Below are 17,333 nucleotides of genomic sequence, written 5' to 3' on the forward strand. Positions count from 1 at the left end.
CAGAGCACACATAGGACTTTGTTCGCACCTTCCTTAGCTCGATTTCCTGCGCAGCCAGCCTAAAGGCAGCAACAACAGTGACAACCATCCCAGTGAACCACCACTGTCACGCTCCCAGTCAAACACCACTATGCTGACCGTTTCCATGGTGCTATTACCCTTGGAGTCACTCACCTTCAGATTGAAAGTCAGCAAATCGCCAGGACCACCCACTTCAGGCGCTGTCAGCTCCAGCTTGGCCGCCGAGCTGTCAAACTTCAGCGGCGCGCCGGCGATCTGAGTCCAGTGATAGCTGACCGAATCACCATTGGGATCGGCCGAGGCTGATGCATCGATAACAAAGCTATTACGCTCTGCCACTCGGTCGGGTGCATTGACTTTGATAACAGGAGCACCTTCTTTGACATCAAACAGATACTCCTGAGTCAATACCTCGGCGGTATCATTGACAACGGTATTGCTCAGTATCAGCTTATTCCCCAGCCCCTGTTTACGCGGGATAAACTTGAAACTCAGTGTTTTGGCCGGATCGCCAGTTTGCATCACATGAGTCCAACTCAATACTCCTTGAGCCAGCTCCCCTTGGTCGCTGATAGCCGTGACTTCATGCCCTTCCGGCACCATGGCCTTGATCTGATACTCCCGAGCCTCAAGGGAAGTATTGGCAGCGATAGTTACAGTCATGGTTACTGGCTGCCCAGGGGTCATCTCACCACTGAGTACACTGGCCGCAGGCATCTGCACATCATCAACGACCCGGTTGAAAGCAACCGGCAAGTTCTTGGCGGCGACATTGGCATCACTGGACGTCAGAGTTACCACAGCATAACCCAGGTCGCTAGCGGCAAAATTATCCTTCCAGGCGAACTTCAGTGAGAAGTCCTCGTTGTCACCTGTCTTGGTCAGAGTAAAATTGTCCTGAGCCGGACCTGCCTCTACCACAGAAGTTTTCAGGGTGAAGGGATCTTCGGCATTGGCGGCTGAAGCCTCATAGTTTTGCACAAAGATATAATAGTCACCGGTTTCTGGATTACTGATACTGACAGATTCATCAGAACCAGCTCTGGCCGATTGGCCGACAAGGGCATCCAACGCCCCGTCACTGTCTCTGTCTATCGCCACATAGAGATCCAAATCCGGGGAATTGGTGGCAGTAATAGTCGTATTAAACAGCTTTGCCCCCTCTTCAACCCTGTAGGCAACGAAGGCGACACCATCGGTAATGTCGTCCAGGAAGCTACCAACATTTGAATCTTGCTTCAATACCGCCTCAAAACTGTCGGCCAGTGCCAAGGCAGAGACTTCTGCATCCAGTCCAGTCATATCAAGCGATTTAAGCTCGTTGAAAGTCAGCTCGTCAGCATCTCGTCCCGCCCTGATGGTAAAGCTGTCCGGCAAGTTATCACGGGCAGCTTTAACCGCCACAGGCATAGCCGCATCAGGGTGGTTGCTCGAGGTCAACAGCAGGTTACCAAACGCCCAATCACTTGAGCTCACCCCAGTGATATCGGCGGTGACAGTCACCACCTGCGACTGCCCTTTGGTCAGAGTGAAGTTTTCTGGTGAAACCGTTATTTTCAACCCTTCAGTCGTCGCTACTCCGGCAGCGCTCCATACGCCATCTTTGGTAGCCGTGACTTTTCGCTTCCAGCTGCAACTATTAACACATTGGCTACTGGACATACTGGGAAGATTCAAACGTCTTGGATCACCACCGAGCTCTGGGTTGGCAAACTCATAATTGTCCGCCAACTCATCCATGACAAGCCCAGTCTTGGCGGCCAAATCCACCCGTATCCGTCCGGCTCCCACATCAAACGGATCCGCGGTAGTTTTACCATCTGCCTTGGTCATGGCACTGGCTGTTGTTGCTGTCAGCATCAAGGCTGAACGGATATTATCCGGCGTCCACTCTGGATGAGCCGACTTCAGCAGCGCCCCAGCGCCCGCCACATGAGGACTCGACATAGAAGTACCGGACATCAGGGTATAATCAGCAGGATCAGTACCTGTCACTTCATGGCCATACTGTTCATCGGCGTAAGCGGCATAGATGTCCACACCCGGAGCTGAAATCGACGGCGCAATCACGTCGAAGTAACGGTTTGGTCCAAGTAGAGAGAAACTTCCCAACACATCGGCCTGACGCTCAACGGCCGATGGAGTGGCATTGATTTTGGCCACCAAGCCTGGCGTAGCCGCCAGCGCATCCACGACGGCCAAACCGTCAATATTGCCGATGAAAACAGAAGGGATACTGGTGTTACCAAGTCCGGACATCTTGTTTCTGACGTTGCCTTCACCGTCTTTGTTAAAGACAATAACCCCTACTGCACCCGCCTCTTTGGCATTATTGACCTTGTCGGCGAAGTTACAGCCGCCGCGCTTAATCAGCGCCAACTGCTCCTTGAACGCATCGGCGGCAAAGGCGTTGCAACCTTCGAAATTATCAGCAGCCAAGTCACCGGCGTACACCAAAGGTGCGCTGATGTCTGTAGTAATCACCGGCCCGGTTCCCTGAGTGTAATCCAGCAGGTCACCGTTGAATTCGAGAGTGGAGCGCACTTCCCGGTTATGGGTTGATGCCGCGACTGAGGTATACCAAGGCGCATTCTTGGGTGAAGAAAAGGGAACTTGATTAACCGATGCAGAGGTATTTCCGGCCGATACGGCAGAGAAAATGCCGGCATTACGGGCTGCCAGGAAGCTCATTTCAGTGGAACTAGCCCAAGGGAAACCACCGCCGCTGATGGAATAGTTGATCACATCCACTCCATCAGCAATGGCATCATCCAAAGCCTTGAGAATCGCCGATGTGGGGCAACCTGAGTATCTATCGCCATTGTTGCCCGGACGGCAGATCTGATAGGCAACAATATTGGCATGGGGAGCGACCCCGGAGATTTGTGTAAACTCGAGTCCGGTCTCAATGCCATCCCCTTGAGCCTCACCGACCTCACCGACAACATAAGGGACATTCTTAAGGATATTTCCCGCTGCAGTACCGGCAGTGTGAGAACCATGACCACCATAATCCTCACCATTCTTGGCAGGAGGTGTTGGACCAAAGACCTCCCCATCATCATAACTATCGGTAATCTCAGGATAACTTCTGACTCCGATCAGCTTATCGTTACACATGTCAGAGAACTCTACCGCACAGTCACCGACGTAGACACCTTGTCCCCAGGGATTGGTATGGTCATAACCATCACCCCCAATATCCGCAAAGGATGGATGATCACTGTTGATCCCCGAATCGATCACCCCGACTATGACCCCTTCCCCCATAGCCTGAGTCCCTGTAGCGCTGCCGTCCCACACTTTGGGAGAACCTATCATGTTCTGGCTGCTGTCGGTATCCATTGAATAAAGGCTTTCCCGCTCAATGAAAGCTACTTCGGGTAACTTGGACAGGGCTTCTGCCTGCTGCTGATTCATGGTGACCGCCAGCCCATTAAAGGCATAGTGATACCTGACCTTAGCCTGTAACTGAACCCCTTGGGCCGCAGCACTCATTAAAAAGTTCTGTTGCTTGGCATTCAAATACTTCACGTAGGACTTCACCGCCACACTGGCGGTATTCAGCTTGGGAGCCTTTTGGGACGCCAACCCTTGACTTCGCTGTGGACTGGTGGCTTCAAGCCCGGCAATACCACCGGCATAATTCGCCACAGAGGGAGCTTTAAGGCGCACTATATAAGTGTATTTCCCCTCAGCAAGTCCTGGTTCCCTGACAAACTTATGTTGCCCCATCTCTTGCTGTTGTCCTTTGCGACCGCTGGATGCACTAAGCAGATCTGAAGAAATAAATGGATCTGAAACGCTCAACGGCGCGGCCTGGGTATGGCATGACATGGATAACAGCGCTGCTGAAACAGCTATTGCAACTTGACTCTTCAATTGTCTACTCCCATTAAGACTGTTTATTGTTGTTTTATGTTTCCGTTTTAAAAACACCCTAAACACAAGGATGCTCAACATTTGTAACACCTATGGATACAATTGAAAAACAAATACACAAAAAATTACAATTTATCAGCCATTTACAGAATGATAGACGTTAAATTCCGGCTCACACCGGACCTAACTTAATCAGAAAGAGTAAAGTAGTTGGTCATCACCTTGTAGAGCTCAGTCCCTTGGTGCACAGACGCCGAGGCAAAATGCAGCACGGGGATCACATCTTCCTCAAGTGAGAGCTTGGTAACCTCTGTGCCAACATCGACTCGGTCGAGCCTGAGAATATTGACCAGAGGCACGCCGGCGGGCAAAGGCACTCCCGGCTCGGCCAGATACTCCACCATACCCGCCATGGGTGCGTGAAACTTTCGATAGTCTTTCAGCAAACAAGCAAAACGTGGCATCACCTGCGGCAGTACGCTTTGGGCTATCACCTCTCTATAACTCAGATAACTTAATATCCCTTCCGCATCCCGACTGGCATCGGCAAGATCGATACGCTCCTGACTGCCAAGCTCCAAAGTAAAGGCCGATACTGCGACTTTTAGATCTCGCCCCCTACTCTTGGCATAATCGCTGAGTTGCCACCAGGGATTAAAGGCCGCTTCATCCATGGCACCGCCAAAGCCTTTAGGCATCACCAAGGTGTAGGGAATATGAAAGTAGCCGGCAGCTGACAGCTCATACTCGGGGCAATAAAGGTGTTTACAGGACTTGGGGCCGGTGTGCAGATCCAGCACTATGTCAGCGCCATGTGCCAGTTTCTGCAGATTGAGCGCCAATCTCTGGCCGGTCGTCACTCCCCAGGGATTGACCAATGCCTGCTCACAGTTGGCAATGAGAAGCTGACGAAAAGCATCAAACAGTGCTTGCTCCGGCAGCTCACTATACTGCGGATACCAGTCATCCAGATGGACGACCTGCTCAAGATAGGCTCGGTTCCAGTTAATACCTGTGATGGGATCGAAGCGGCCCAAGGTAAACTCACCGCTTTTCTGGTTGATCCCCAAGGGGTTGGCCAAAGGCACCAGAGTGACATCTCCCAGAGGCGGATGCGCCTTGAAGTACTGCAACAATTGCAAAATCACCGCATTGCCCTGTACCTCGGCGCCATGCACATTGGCCTGAATATAGACGCTGGGCGCCGAGTGACCGGTGCCTTTGAAGCGATATATGGGGATGGTCAGAGGCTGACCTGCGGCCAGCTCCCCAACCTGCAGGTGTTCAAGCTGCATCCTGAGCACCTTCAAATAAGTTACGATGCAAAGCGGCCACCACATCACCGGCTTCGGCTTCAGACACCAAGACACAGAGATTGTGTGGACTGGCGCCCTGACAGATCATTCGGACGTTATGGGGTTCGAGCACTTCAAATACCCGGCGACAGATCCCGGCGGTAGTGGCTATCTTGTTGCCAATGATCGCCACCAGAGCCAGCTTGTCTTCCACCCGCACCCGGCAGTTTTGCGATAACTCCTGCAGCAGAGCTTCCGTCAGAAGCCCCTTACCGGCTGAATCTGAACCTGTTTTGTCCAGGGTCAGCGACACATTCACCTCTGAGGTGGTAATGAGATCGACACTGATCTTGTGCCGCGCCAACACAGCAAAGGTCTCAGCCAAAAAGCCCTGGGCATGCAACATCTGCAAACTATGCAAGTTAAGCAGGGTCTGATCTCGTCTCACGGCAACGGCCCTGAATACCGGCTCATCTTCCACTTGATGGCGGATCCAGGTGCCGCCTTTTTCCGGCGCCCGACTGGAACCGACAAACACTTGGATCTGTTGGCGCACCGCCGGCAAGATGGTGGCAGGGTGTAACACCTTGGCGCCAAAAGTAGCCATCTCCGCCGCCTCATTAAAACTGATTTCTGCGATAGGCCTGGCGTTGGGAGCCAGTCTGGGATCTGTGGTGTAAATCCCTTCTACATCGGTCCAGATCTCAACCGCATCGGCTTGCAAAGCTTCTGCCAACAGAGCCGCGGAATAATCACTGCCGCCACGCCCAAGGGTAGTGGTTCGCCCCTCGGCATCGGCACCGATAAACCCCTGGGTCACCAACAGTTGCTGCTCAAGCAAGGGTTGTAATTTCTCTGTCGCCAGTCGCTTCAGTTCGGCGATTTGTGGTTCGGCCTTGCCGAAATGGCTATCGGTACGCATCACCTGACGCACATCAAAGGCGCTGGCCTTGGCACCGCGTTCTCTCAATACCGCGGCAAACAGCGCTGAAGAGCATTGCTCACCAAGGGACAGGATCTCATCAACCATAGCATTACTCGGCCCCTGCAACAGCTTGGCACTGAGCGTTGCCATACGGCTGAGCAAGGCATCCAGCGCCGCGGCAACAGCAGCAGGTCTACCAAGTTTGTCCAGAATCGCATATTGAATGCTGGCAATATCCTTCAATAATTTGAGACGGCGCTCATCCCCCATGTCTGCCTGAGACAACTCCACCAACAGATTGGTTACGCCACTGGATGCACTCACCACAACCAGACGAGTAGCCGAATTTCCAAGCACTATATCGGCACAGCGATTCATCGCCTGATAATCGGCAACTGAGGTACCGCCAAACTTGGCAACAACAAGAGACATCAGCGCATTCCCCCACAGGCAGGTGACAGGGAAAGGTCGACAACGAGAATAGACTTCATGAGTTAAGCTCCGAACAGATAACGTTCGAAGAGCCTGGTGCTGAGATAACGCACCCCAAAGTAGGGACAAAGCGATCGTCACCAGAAGCTCTCCACCAAAAACCAGGTGACAGCCGCCAGGATTCAGCCTGACCAACCGACCGGAGAGCGTTACCAATACGCATCCCGACCTCGGCGTTAATCTCCCTCATGAGCCGTCATAGGAAATTGGTTTCCTCTGACTCACTACCTAGTTAACGCTCCTCTTCTGTTCCTTTCTTGCGAAAGGGATGAAAAAATTAGCAATAAAGCCCTTATGAAGTCAATGCTAATTTGCATCTGATGAAATATCCTCAACTTATTTATCACTAAGTTCAGGTAATTCATTGACCAAACGAGCTCGGCTTGCAAATAATCCAAGCTCTATTTCATGCTTGCCTTTATGGCAGGGCACTAATGTCAGTAAGCCTTTATCCACATAATAAAGTGCATTCTGACGGTACTTGAATGCCAGTTCGATTGCCGCAGCCTTATCCAAAAACAGGGCCCAACTTTTTTCCATATGACTGAGATCCTCAGCCGCACCTATAATGGCCCGATAGGGTATGCCGAGCTTATCAATATCACCTTGTAATTGCCGATCGAGAAGACGGTTCTGGCAGGAAGTCAATTTTTGCCCCAGAGGGTTATGGGCGGTGATAATGGCAAAAGGAACAGCGGAAGAAAACGACTGAGTCAAAAAAAAGCATGCGCTCTGGTAGTACTGCCAGAGACTTTCAAATGCAGCATCCATTGTAGTATCTGTCTCTAATGAACCGGAGTTATTCTAGCAAAGGCTTACGAAATCCCCTAGCCCCGTGAGCAAGCTCACAGTAAGACAAAACACAAAACGCTTAAGTTTCAATATCTAACATAAAAACTTGTGACTTAGATCATAGTTAAACATTAATTTGTTAACATTTCATTTGTTAACAAATGCCTAATCCTAGTACAATGGATTGTATCGACAGAGACCTAGAGTTAAGCGTGTGACCAGGCTAGCGCCATTACGCGACAGCATAAGTCTCTAATGATAACGACTCTGTACCAAATGTAATCTGGTTTTAAGATCGCATTTTCTGGATTTTCCATGTCTTTCAGGAACTAAATCCCGCCACTGGGAATCCTAGAGAGTACAGTTCGCGCCTCTCCAGGTGGAGAGCATACTTTTTGCTAATCATGAAGTGTGTTGCCGTTTCATTTCAGTTTTGAACAGCACTTACGTGAACCCTGTGAATGTTGGCGTTTTAGAGAGTATAGCGGAGCGTCACCCGCGCTCATGGTTAGATAAACTGATTTAATTAGGTAAATAACATGCAAAACCCGCACATTCTGATCGTTGAAGATGAAGCCGTTACCCGTAACACGCTGAGAAGTATTTTCGAGGCAGAAGGTTATGTGGTAACCGAAGCCAATGATGGCGCAGAGATGCACAAAGCCTTGCAGGAAAACAAGGTGAACCTGGTGGTTATGGATATCAATCTGCCAGGTAAGAATGGTTTGCTGTTGGCGCGGGAGTTGCGCGAAATCAACAATATCGGCCTCATCTTCCTTACCGGTCGTGATAACGAAGTAGACAAGATCTTGGGCCTGGAAATCGGTGCCGATGATTACATCACCAAACCGTTCAACCCTCGTGAGTTGACTATTCGTGCCCGCAACCTGCTGACTCGTGTCAACAGCTCAGGTGCTGAAATTGAAGAAAAGGCCGCCGTGGAACATTATCGTTTCAATGGTTGGAGCCTGGAGATCAACAGCCGTTCACTGGTCAGCCCTCAGGGTGAGTCTTACAAGCTGCCGCGTAGCGAATTCCGCGCCATGCTGCACTTTGTGGAAAACCCAGGCAAGATCCTCAGCCGCGCCGAGTTGCTGATGAAGATGACCGGCCGTGAGCTTAAGCCACATGACCGTACTGTTGATGTGACTATCCGCCGTATCCGTAAGCACTTCGAAAGTGTGCCTGATACACCGGAAATCATCGCCACCATCCACGGCGAAGGCTACCGTTTCTGCGGTAATCTGGAAGACTGATAAACACGCGTTATCGGCCCTGAACAAAGCCAGCTTATCGAGCTGGCTTTTGTTTATCTGCTATCACCACTCCCCCTTCTACTGATATTTGCTGTGATTTCCTCACGGTAATGCTCTGCCAATCCCAGCGCCTTTATCTTAGATGGCTCCTTTATCTTAGGTAGCTCCTTTGCCACATATGCCAGTTTCGGAAACAGTTGCCATCCGATTGCCCATTGATATTCAGCGGCATCCGCCGAACTGAGTACAAACTTGATTCTGCTGGCTTAGTGGCACTGGATATTCGCCCATAAAAAAACCCGCCATCAAGGCGGGTTTTTATCAGGATAATTAATCCTTATTTCTTGGCTGCGTTACGAGCCTTGGTTTCTGCGATAACAGTCTCAGCCACGTTGGCAGGACATGGAGCATAGTGAGAGAACTCCATGGAGAACTGACCACGACCAGAAGTCATGGTACGCAGGTGACCGATGTAACCGAACATTTCTGCCAGTGGCACGTCAGCCTTAACACGTACGCCAGTCAGACCAGCTTCCTGATCCTTGATCATACCGCGACGACGGTTCAGGTCACCGATAACGTCACCAACGTGATCGTCTGGAGTGAACACGTCAACCTTCATCACAGGTTCCAGCAACTGAGGCTTGGCCTTAGGCATAGACTGACGGAATGCACCCTTGGCAGCGATTTCAAACGCGATCGCTGAGGAGTCAACTGCGTGGTAACCACCGTCGAACAGTTCAACTTCAACGTCCAGTACTGGGAAGCCAGCCAGAGGACCTTCGTTCATCATGTCTTCGAAGCCGCTTTCAACTGCTGGCCAGAATTCACGAGGTACGTTACCACCAACAACGCTGGAGGTGAACTTGAAGCCACTACCAGCTTCGCCTGGACGGATGCGGTAGTCGATCTTACCGAACTGACCAGAACCACCAGACTGCTTCTTGTGAGTGTAGCTGTCTTCAACGGCTTGAGTGATGGTTTCACGGTAAGCTACCTGTGGAGCACCAACCGTCAGTTCAACACCGTGAGTACGCTTCAGGATGTCTACTTTGATGTCCAGGTGCAATTCACCCATACCCTTAAGGATGGTTTCACCGGTTTCCTGGTCGGTTTCAACCTGGAATGATGGATCTTCTGCAACCATCTTACCCAGAGCAACACCCAGCTTCTCAGAAGCGCCTTTGTCCTTAGGAGTTACAGCGATAGAGATTACTGGATCAGGGAAGATCATAGGCTCAAGAGTACATTCGTGCTTAGGATCACACAGAGTGTGACCAGTCTGAACGTTCTTCATACCTACAACGGCGATGATGTCACCGGCTTGAGCAGAGTCGATCTCTTTACGATCGTTAGCGTGCATCTCAACCATACGGCCGATACGCTCGGTCTTACCGGTAGCAGAGTTCAGGATAGTGTCACCTTTCTTCAGCTTACCAGAGTAGACACGGATAAAGGTCAGGGCGCCGAAACGGTCATCCATGATCTTGAACGCCAGAGCGCGCAGTGGCTCATCGGCAGATACAGTAGCGACTTCACCGGTTTCTTCACCAGTTTCTGGGTCAGTCAGAGGCTGAGGCTCAACTTCTGTTGGAGATGGCAGGTAGTCAACAACCGCATCCAGAACCAGCTGCATACCCTTATTACGGTAAGCAGAACCACAGTAAGTGGGGAAGAATGACAGATTGATGGTACCCTTACGGATACAACGCTTCAGATCTTCGATAGAAGGCTCTTCACCTTCCATGTAAGCTTCCATCAGGTCGTCGTCCTGCTCAACGGCAGTCTCAACCAGGTGCTCACGGTACTCTTCAACCAGATCAACCATGTCTTCTGGAACTTCTTCTACAGAGTAGTTTTCTGGCAGACCAGAATCATCCCATACATAAGCTTTACGGTTCAGAACGTCAACAACGCCCTTAAACTCATCTTCAACGCCGATAGGCAGAGTCATAACCAATGGAGTCGCAGCCAGAACGCGCTTGATCTGACCTACAACACGCAGGAAGTCGGCACCCATACGGTCCAACTTGTTTACGAAGATGATACGAGCAACTTCAGATTCGTTAGCATAACGCCAGTTGGTTTCGGACTGAGGCTCAACACCACCGGAACCACAGAATACACCGATACCGCCGTCCAGAACTTTCAGAGAACGATATACTTCAACTGTGAAGTCAACGTGTCCGGGTGTGTCGATGACGTTGAAACGGTGATCTTTCCAGAAGCAACTTACCGCAGCAGACTGAATGGTAATACCGCGCTCGGCTTCCTGCTCCATGAAGTCAGTAGTAGTGGTACCGTCGTGGCTGTCACCCATCTTGTGGATTTTGCCGGTCAGTTTCAGGATACGTTCTGTGGTAGTGGTTTTACCCGCGTCAACGTGAGCAAAAATACCAATGTTTCTGTATTTTGATAAGTCAGTCATGATTCAACTTCAAATGATTAGTTAATAGGAGACGGAGTATGCCACTTCAAAGCTGCGACAGACGGAACCCCATAAATAAGGCGCGTATTATAACACCGAAACCCCCATAGGCTGCAATCAACAGTTTCAATTTTCACCAGTTTGTCACCGCTAACGAATAAAAAAAATAAAACACCATAAATTCAACATCTTGAGCACACATACTTTCACTATTCGGGTCATAAACACGGAAATTGACTTCATAAAAGTGCGGCTCTAACCTCAAACCGATGAATTTGGCCCGATTTTATTGGCTCGATCATATTCAGGATCGCAGCAAATTCTGTTACGGCCTTCTGACTTGGCCCGATACAAAGCCAGGTCAGCCCGATCAAATGCGCTCCAAATAGACTCTCCGGGTTTCAGCTCTGTCAGGCCAAAACTACAGCTAAGGCTAACACCGGCAGAAAAGGGATAAACAGTCATCGCCGATGCCAAGCGCTCACACAAATGCCTTGCCTGAATACAATCAGTATCCGGGCAAATAATCATAAACTCCTCACCGCCCCAACGGGCCACCAGGTCGATTTCGCGGGCTCCCTCCATGAGCAGAGAAGCCAGATCACTGAGTATGGAATCACCCACGCTGTGACCATGGCGATCATTGATATCTTTAAAGAAATCTATGTCTATCACTATCAGTGATGTATGCCCTTGCGCTGCGTCACTGCGATGTTCTGGCGCAAAATGTCGATGAAAGTAGTGACGGTTATACAACTTGGTTAAAGGATCGTGGGTCGAAATAAACTCAAGTTCCTTATTGGTTTCCAATAGCTGATTACGCAGTTTCTCCAACTGTTGATTCTTGGCTGTCAGCTCCCGGTTATACTTACTAATCCAGCGGTAGCGCGCCAACAAAGCGCCGAAGACCAGTGTTATCACAACCATAAGCTGCCAAGTCAGCCCTCTATTCGTCTGCTCCAACACCGCCATATTGCTCCACTGACGATACAGCCTGGCCCTGTGGTCGTCAGAAATCTGCGCCAACAAACGATTTAGATCGGGCAGCATCCACTTGCTATTCTCAGTCACCGCCATCCGGAACTGATCCTCAGGCCCGGCCCAACCGGCGATTTTGAGGTTAAACAAGCCGCTCTGCTGAATGCGGGCATTGATGGAATACATAGAACCAATAAACAGATCAGCCTCACCGCTGGATACCATCTCCAGCCCCTGCTGCTCCGTCTCGGCCAGCATAATGTGGATCTTGGGATAGTTCTGACGCACATAATCCAGCAAGCGGTAACCTCTGGGGATCACCAGACTTCTATTCCCGACCTGTTCCATACTTTGTAGAAAGGGTTGCTCGCGGCGGGAAACCAACACATTGGGAGAGCGACTATAGATATCAGTGAAGGATAAATATTCGGCGCGCCTGGAGGTATAGTTGAGCATGGGAGTAAATACGCACTGTTGTTGCTTCAAATATGTCAATGTCTGCTGCCAACTGGCGGTGGGCACTAACTGAAACTGCCAATCAGTCTGCTCTTCAATGAATTCAAGAAAGCCGGATGAAATGCCCACATGTTTGCCTTGGTCTATGCCTTCATAGGGCATCCAGTCGGGGTCGACACAATAGGGAATCGTGACTGCATTGACTGCGGCCGTTGCCAGTAAAAGGTTGCCAAACAATATGGGCCGCAAAAATGTCAGCAAAGTGTTTACTCTCAGGCGAGTCAGAATACATAGAATTTTAGTCCATAAACTTTACTCTCTCATTCTGAGGAGCACTCTACTGCTATCGGCCAGTTCCCGCTTGAGCTGCTCAAGCGAGCACCCGGACGGCGCCAAAGATACCAGCTGTTCATTGCTCAAGCTTTGCCAGTTGGCCTCAATCTGCCCGGCATGGCTGAGATGCAACTCAGCCATGCTGACTACGCGGATCACGCCCATCTACGACTCTCCCTGTCCGCCCCAAGGTAATTAGGCTCCCTTGGTAAAACTCCTTGTTGCCTGTGGCGCTTTTTTTGCGCGCTTGGATGGTACTGCACGTTTTTACAAACAGCAGTTCAGAAATATCTGAAACTTTGGCTTTTTCCGATGTTTTTCGCGTCGTTAGCCGTAAAGCCATACTTTTGAGGGGGGGCTTTCATTCGAAATGATGACCGTCATTTACCCCCAGGTGCCAGCTCACAGCAAAGTGTTGCTGCTATAGCCTGAGACCGGGGTTCTGGGCTATCATCTGGCCCCATAATTTCAGCGTATTCCAAAGCAGTATTCATGATCACCATTTCCGATGCCCAGTTGATCCGTGGCACCAAGACCTTGCTTGACGAGGCCTCATTGACTATTTATCCCGGCCACAAGGTGGGATTAGTCGGCGCCAACGGTACGGGCAAGTCCTCATTGCTGGCCCTGATTTTAGGGCAACTACACCTGGACAAAGGCGAGATCAGCGTGCCATCCCAGTGGCGCATTGCAACCGTTGCCCAGGAGACCCCGGCGCTGGAGGTATCGGCACTGGAATATGTGCTCGATGGCGATAGTGAGTTTCGCGAGCTCGAAACCCAGCTGGCCAAGGCTGAAGCCGAGGATAATGGCCACAGGATAGCCGAACTGCACGGCAAGCTTGATGCCGTAGGCGGCTACAGCATACGTGCCCGTGCCGGTACCCTGCTGGCAGGTCTTGGCTTTACCGAGGCCCAGCAGAGCCATCCGGTGAAGAGTTTCTCCGGCGGCTGGCGGATGCGCCTCAATCTGGCGCAGGCACTGCTGTGTCGCTCAGAATTATTGCTGCTCGATGAGCCCACCAACCACCTGGATCTGGATACCATGTACTGGCTGGAAGGTTGGATTAAATCCTATCAAGGCACGCTGGTGCTGATCAGCCACGACCGTGACTTTATCGATGCCATAGTGGACGAAATCGTCCATGTGGAACACCAAAAACTTAACTTCTACAAGGGTAACTACAGCGCCTTTGAACACACTCGTGCCGAACGTATGGCCCAGCAACAGGTGGCCTATGAACGCCAGCAGCGAGAGAGAGCGCATATGCAGTCTTTTGTAGACCGCTTCCGTTACAAGGCCAGTAAGGCCAAACAGGCCCAAAGTCGCCTGAAGGCACTGGAAAAGATGACTGAGCTGATGCCTTCCAAGGCCGACAGCCCTTTCTATATGGAGTTTCGCGAGCCGGATGCGCTGCCCACCCCCTTGGTGAAGATGGAAGATGTGTCGGTCGGCTACGGCGACAAGGCTATTCTCAACAAGGTGCACCTCAATCTGGTGCCCGGTGCCCGCATCGGTTTATTGGGTCGTAATGGTGCCGGTAAGTCCACCCTGATTAAGTTGCTGTCTGAGCAACTCTCGCCCATGCGCGGCCTGTACGAGCCCAATCCCGGGCTCAATATCGGCTACTTTGCCCAGCATCAGATAGAGTTTCTGCAGCTGGATGATACCCCGCTGCAGCATCTGCAGCGCCTGGCCCCCAATGCCCGCGAACAGGAGTTGAGAGACTTCCTCGGTGGCTTTGGATTCCAGGGAGATATGGCGCTGGCCCAAGTGCGTCCCTTCTCCGGTGGTGAAAAGGCCCGTCTGGTACTGGCGCTGCTGGTTTGGCAACGCCCCAATCTATTGCTGCTCGATGAGCCCACCAACCACCTGGATCTGGAGATGCGCCACGCCCTGACCGTTGCACTGCAGGGCTTTGAAGGCGCCATGGTGATAGTGTCCCACGACCGTCACCTGCTGAGACTCACCTGCAACGACTATTACCTGGTCGATGGCGGCGAAGTGCGGATGTTCGATGGCGATCTGGATGACTATCACCAGTGGTTGCTGGATGCCGCCAAAGCTGCAACGGCAAGCGTGTCTCAGGTTGACGAAGCCTCACCGGCCCAGGACAAGAAACTGCAAAAGCGCCTGGAAGCTGAATTGAGGCAAAAACTATCACCACTGAAGAAACGCCAGGCCAAACTGGAAGCCGAGCAAAGCCTGGCTACCGACAGATTGGCGGAGCTGGAAAATCTGCTGGCGGATACTTCTCTCTACGAAGCCGAACAAAAGCCCAGACTGACGGAGATCCTCGCCGAGCGCACCCAACTTTCGCAGGCGCTGGAAGAGAGTGAAATGAACTGGTTGGAACTTCAGGAAGAGATAGACACCATCGAAGCCGAGTCAGGCCTTTGAGCCGGGGAAACCCGGGTGTTGAGATTGCAAGCAAGGAGAAAAGCGTGCCACATACGAGTCTGTTTACCTCTAGTCTTTGGCAGGAATGTGAAACACTTTACCCGGCGCTGGAAAGCCTGCTGATAAAGCTGCAGGACGAACACGGCCTGATAGTCAACCTCTTGCTGCTGGCGCTGACCCTGGACAACAAAGGCGTTAGCCTCAACCAAGGCTCGTGGGCCCAGCTCCACAGCGAAGTGGAGCAATGGGAAAGCGGTATTCTGCGCCCCTATCGGCGACTGAGACGCCTGGCCAAACCCAACCTGGGACAAACCGAGTACCAACAGATGTTGGATGTCGAGCTGATGATGGAACGCAGAGGGCAGCAGCTGATATTGCACAAACTCAACGGCCTGCCTCGCAGCGTCACTGAAGACAGGCAACACAATCTCAGTACCTATCTGGCGCAGTTCAACCTCAGTCCTCAGCAATATCCTGCACTGCTGGCTCAGGCTTGAGCCTCCGGGCCAGCAAGCTGGCGTTGCGCGCCGTCAAACCATAGATGCTCAATTGAGGATTGGCTCCCAAACTGCTGGGAAATACAGAGCCATCCATCACCGACAGATTGCTGTAGTAATGCGCCTGGCCTTCGCTGTTCACCCAGGATAACTGCCTGTTTTCACCCATGGCGCAGCCGCCCATCACATGCGCTGAAGCCACTATGGTCTTCAGTGGCGCCAGCAGCATCTCAGCAATAACCTGTTTGGCCTCTTGCCAGGAGGACAAAATTCCGGCGCCCTCATTGATGGGCATAACCTGCTCGGCGCCTGCGGCAAACTGCAGCTCGGCCATGCTGGCAAAGGCCCTTCTGGCGGCGGCAAACAAGGCCGGCGTCAGGGGGTAATCCAGGGCAGTGCCTTTATCTGTCAGCAATACCTGACCACCGGGCAATTCCGGCGAAAAGCCATCCCGGATCAGGGCTATGGTGACCTGCAGATGATTGAACCAGGACATCAACTCGGCATGCTGTGGCCCATAGCCCAAGGTCTTGGAGGCGATAAGCACAGGGTGCACCGGCGGTACTTCCAGCTTATATCCAGGTTGACCAGTGGCACCATCTTGCCAAACAAACTGATCCGAATATATCGACTGCGGTGCCCCGGAGTGGGCATTGATTGCTTCCCGAAAGCGGGCGCCGCTGAGTACGGTTGGGTGTAAACAGGTCTGCTTGCCGAGGCGCTGATAGGGATCTGTCATTTGTGAGCGCAGCAGCAATGCCGGAGTGTGGATTGCCCCGGCCGCCACCACATAATGACGGGCGCGGATCATCAATTTGACACCTGTAGGCTTGTTATAGCCATCGAGCGCCTCGGCTCTAAGGGCAAAAACCCGCTCACCATGATGCTCGAAGCGTTCGGCGCGAACATGGCTGTATAGCTCTGCCCCGGCATTCAGGGCAGCAGGTATTGTGGTGACCAGCATGGATTGCTTGGCATTCACCGGGCAGCCCATGCCGCAGTACCCAGTGTTCCAGCAGCCCAGCACATTGCGTTTGATAACTGTGTAGTCCCAGCCAAGCGCGACACAGCCATCCCTGAGGGCCTGGTTGTTGCGGTTGGGATCTATCGGCCAGCGACTGATATTGAGCCTTTGCTCCATCTTGTCGAACCAGGGATCCAGCTCGCTGCGGGACAAACCTTTAACCCCAAGGCTTTGCCAATAATCCAAGGTGGCTTTGGGGGTTCGAATCGAAGTAGTCCAGTTGACTGTGGTGGAGCCGCCGACCGACTTGCCCTGAAAAATACCTATCCCCTTATCCAGGGTCTTCATGGCCGCCGCTTGCTGGTAGAGTTCTGGATAGGCGCGGCGCTCCTCCATCACAAAGTCAGACGATGACTTGAGCGGCCCGGCCTCCAACAGCAAGACCCTGAGCCCAGCCTGAGTCAATATTTCAGCCGCCGTACCGCCACCGGCACCTGTGCCTATGATGACGACATCAGTCTCCAGTTCAAGATCCTCGGCCAAAGAGGCACCATCTGTATGTTTCCAACCTGTGGCCAGCCCGGCCAAAATGGGATCAGCTATCGACAAATGTG

11 protein-coding genes and 1 riboswitch are annotated in these 17,333 nt (G+C 51.9%); of the genes, 3 read left to right on the top strand and 8 right to left on the bottom strand.

Annotated features, from left to right (window positions below; translation table 11 throughout):
• Positions 1–33 precede the first annotated feature (33 nt).
• The 4 genes from CX650_RS20540 to CX650_RS08460 all read right to left on the bottom strand — a co-directional run bounded on the left by CX650_RS20540 (position 34) and on the right by CX650_RS08460 (position 7,386).
• Positions 34–3,903 carry a S8 family serine peptidase gene (locus tag CX650_RS20540; protein ID WP_101095557.1) on the bottom strand — a complete coding sequence of 1,290 codons (3,870 nt, stop codon included), beginning with the start codon at positions 3,901–3,903 and terminating at the stop codon, positions 34–36.
• A gap of 188 nt (positions 3,904–4,091) precedes the next feature.
• Positions 4,092–5,198, bottom strand: coding sequence for a succinylglutamate desuccinylase/aspartoacylase family protein (locus tag CX650_RS08450; protein WP_101095558.1), 1,107 nt, complete (start codon positions 5,196–5,198; stop codon positions 4,092–4,094).
• Positions 5,188–6,555, bottom strand: a complete 1,368-nt coding sequence (gene lysC / locus CX650_RS08455; RefSeq protein ID WP_039035541.1) for a lysine-sensitive aspartokinase 3 — start codon at positions 6,553–6,555, stop codon at positions 5,188–5,190. The genes CX650_RS08450 and lysC overlap by 11 nt, the downstream gene beginning before the upstream one ends.
• A gap of 136 nt (positions 6,556–6,691) precedes the next feature.
• Positions 6,692–6,869, bottom strand: a riboswitch (Lysine riboswitch).
• Between the two features lie 82 nt (positions 6,870–6,951).
• Positions 6,952–7,386, bottom strand: a complete 435-nt coding sequence (locus tag CX650_RS08460; RefSeq protein ID WP_101095559.1) for a DUF3293 domain-containing protein — start codon at positions 7,384–7,386, stop codon at positions 6,952–6,954.
• Positions 7,387–7,946: 560 nt separating this feature from the next.
• Here CX650_RS08460 and arcA point away from each other — a divergent pair.
• On the top strand, positions 7,947–8,663 hold the full coding sequence (arcA, locus tag CX650_RS08465; RefSeq protein WP_039035539.1) for a two-component system response regulator ArcA: 717 nt from the start codon (positions 7,947–7,949) through the stop codon (positions 8,661–8,663).
• A gap of 337 nt (positions 8,664–9,000) precedes the next feature.
• Here arcA and fusA read toward each other — a convergent pair whose 3' ends face one another.
• The 3 genes from fusA to CX650_RS08480 all read right to left on the bottom strand — a co-directional run bounded on the left by fusA (position 9,001) and on the right by CX650_RS08480 (position 13,023).
• Complete coding sequence (fusA, locus tag CX650_RS08470; protein ID WP_039035538.1) at positions 9,001–11,091, bottom strand: elongation factor G; 2,091 nt, start codon at positions 11,089–11,091, stop codon at positions 9,001–9,003.
• Positions 11,092–11,352: 261 nt separating this feature from the next.
• A complete protein-coding gene (locus CX650_RS08475) occupies positions 11,353–12,786 on the bottom strand; it encodes a diguanylate cyclase (RefSeq protein ID WP_229799888.1) in 1,434 nt (477 codons plus the stop codon).
• Between the two features lie 51 nt (positions 12,787–12,837).
• Positions 12,838–13,023, bottom strand: coding sequence for a hypothetical protein (locus CX650_RS08480; protein ID WP_101095561.1), 186 nt, complete (start codon positions 13,021–13,023; stop codon positions 12,838–12,840).
• A 327-nt stretch (positions 13,024–13,350) separates the two neighbouring features.
• On the opposite strand from CX650_RS08480, the gene CX650_RS08485 reads away from it, so the two are divergent.
• On the top strand, positions 13,351–15,258 hold the full coding sequence (locus CX650_RS08485) for an ABC transporter ATP-binding protein (RefSeq protein ID WP_101095562.1): 1,908 nt from the start codon (positions 13,351–13,353) through the stop codon (positions 15,256–15,258).
• A 44-nt stretch (positions 15,259–15,302) separates the two neighbouring features.
• Complete coding sequence (locus tag CX650_RS08490) at positions 15,303–15,755, top strand: DUF2390 domain-containing protein (RefSeq protein WP_039035535.1); 453 nt, start codon at positions 15,303–15,305, stop codon at positions 15,753–15,755.
• Here the strand turns inward: CX650_RS08490 and CX650_RS08495 are convergent.
• Positions 15,715–17,328, bottom strand: coding sequence for a GMC family oxidoreductase (locus CX650_RS08495; RefSeq protein ID WP_101095563.1), 1,614 nt, complete (start codon positions 17,326–17,328; stop codon positions 15,715–15,717). The genes CX650_RS08490 and CX650_RS08495 overlap by 41 nt on opposite strands.
• Positions 17,329–17,333 lie beyond the last annotated feature (5 nt).

It is taken from the genome of Shewanella indica, assembly GCF_002836975.1.
GTDB lineage: Bacteria > Pseudomonadota > Gammaproteobacteria > Enterobacterales > Shewanellaceae > Shewanella > Shewanella indica.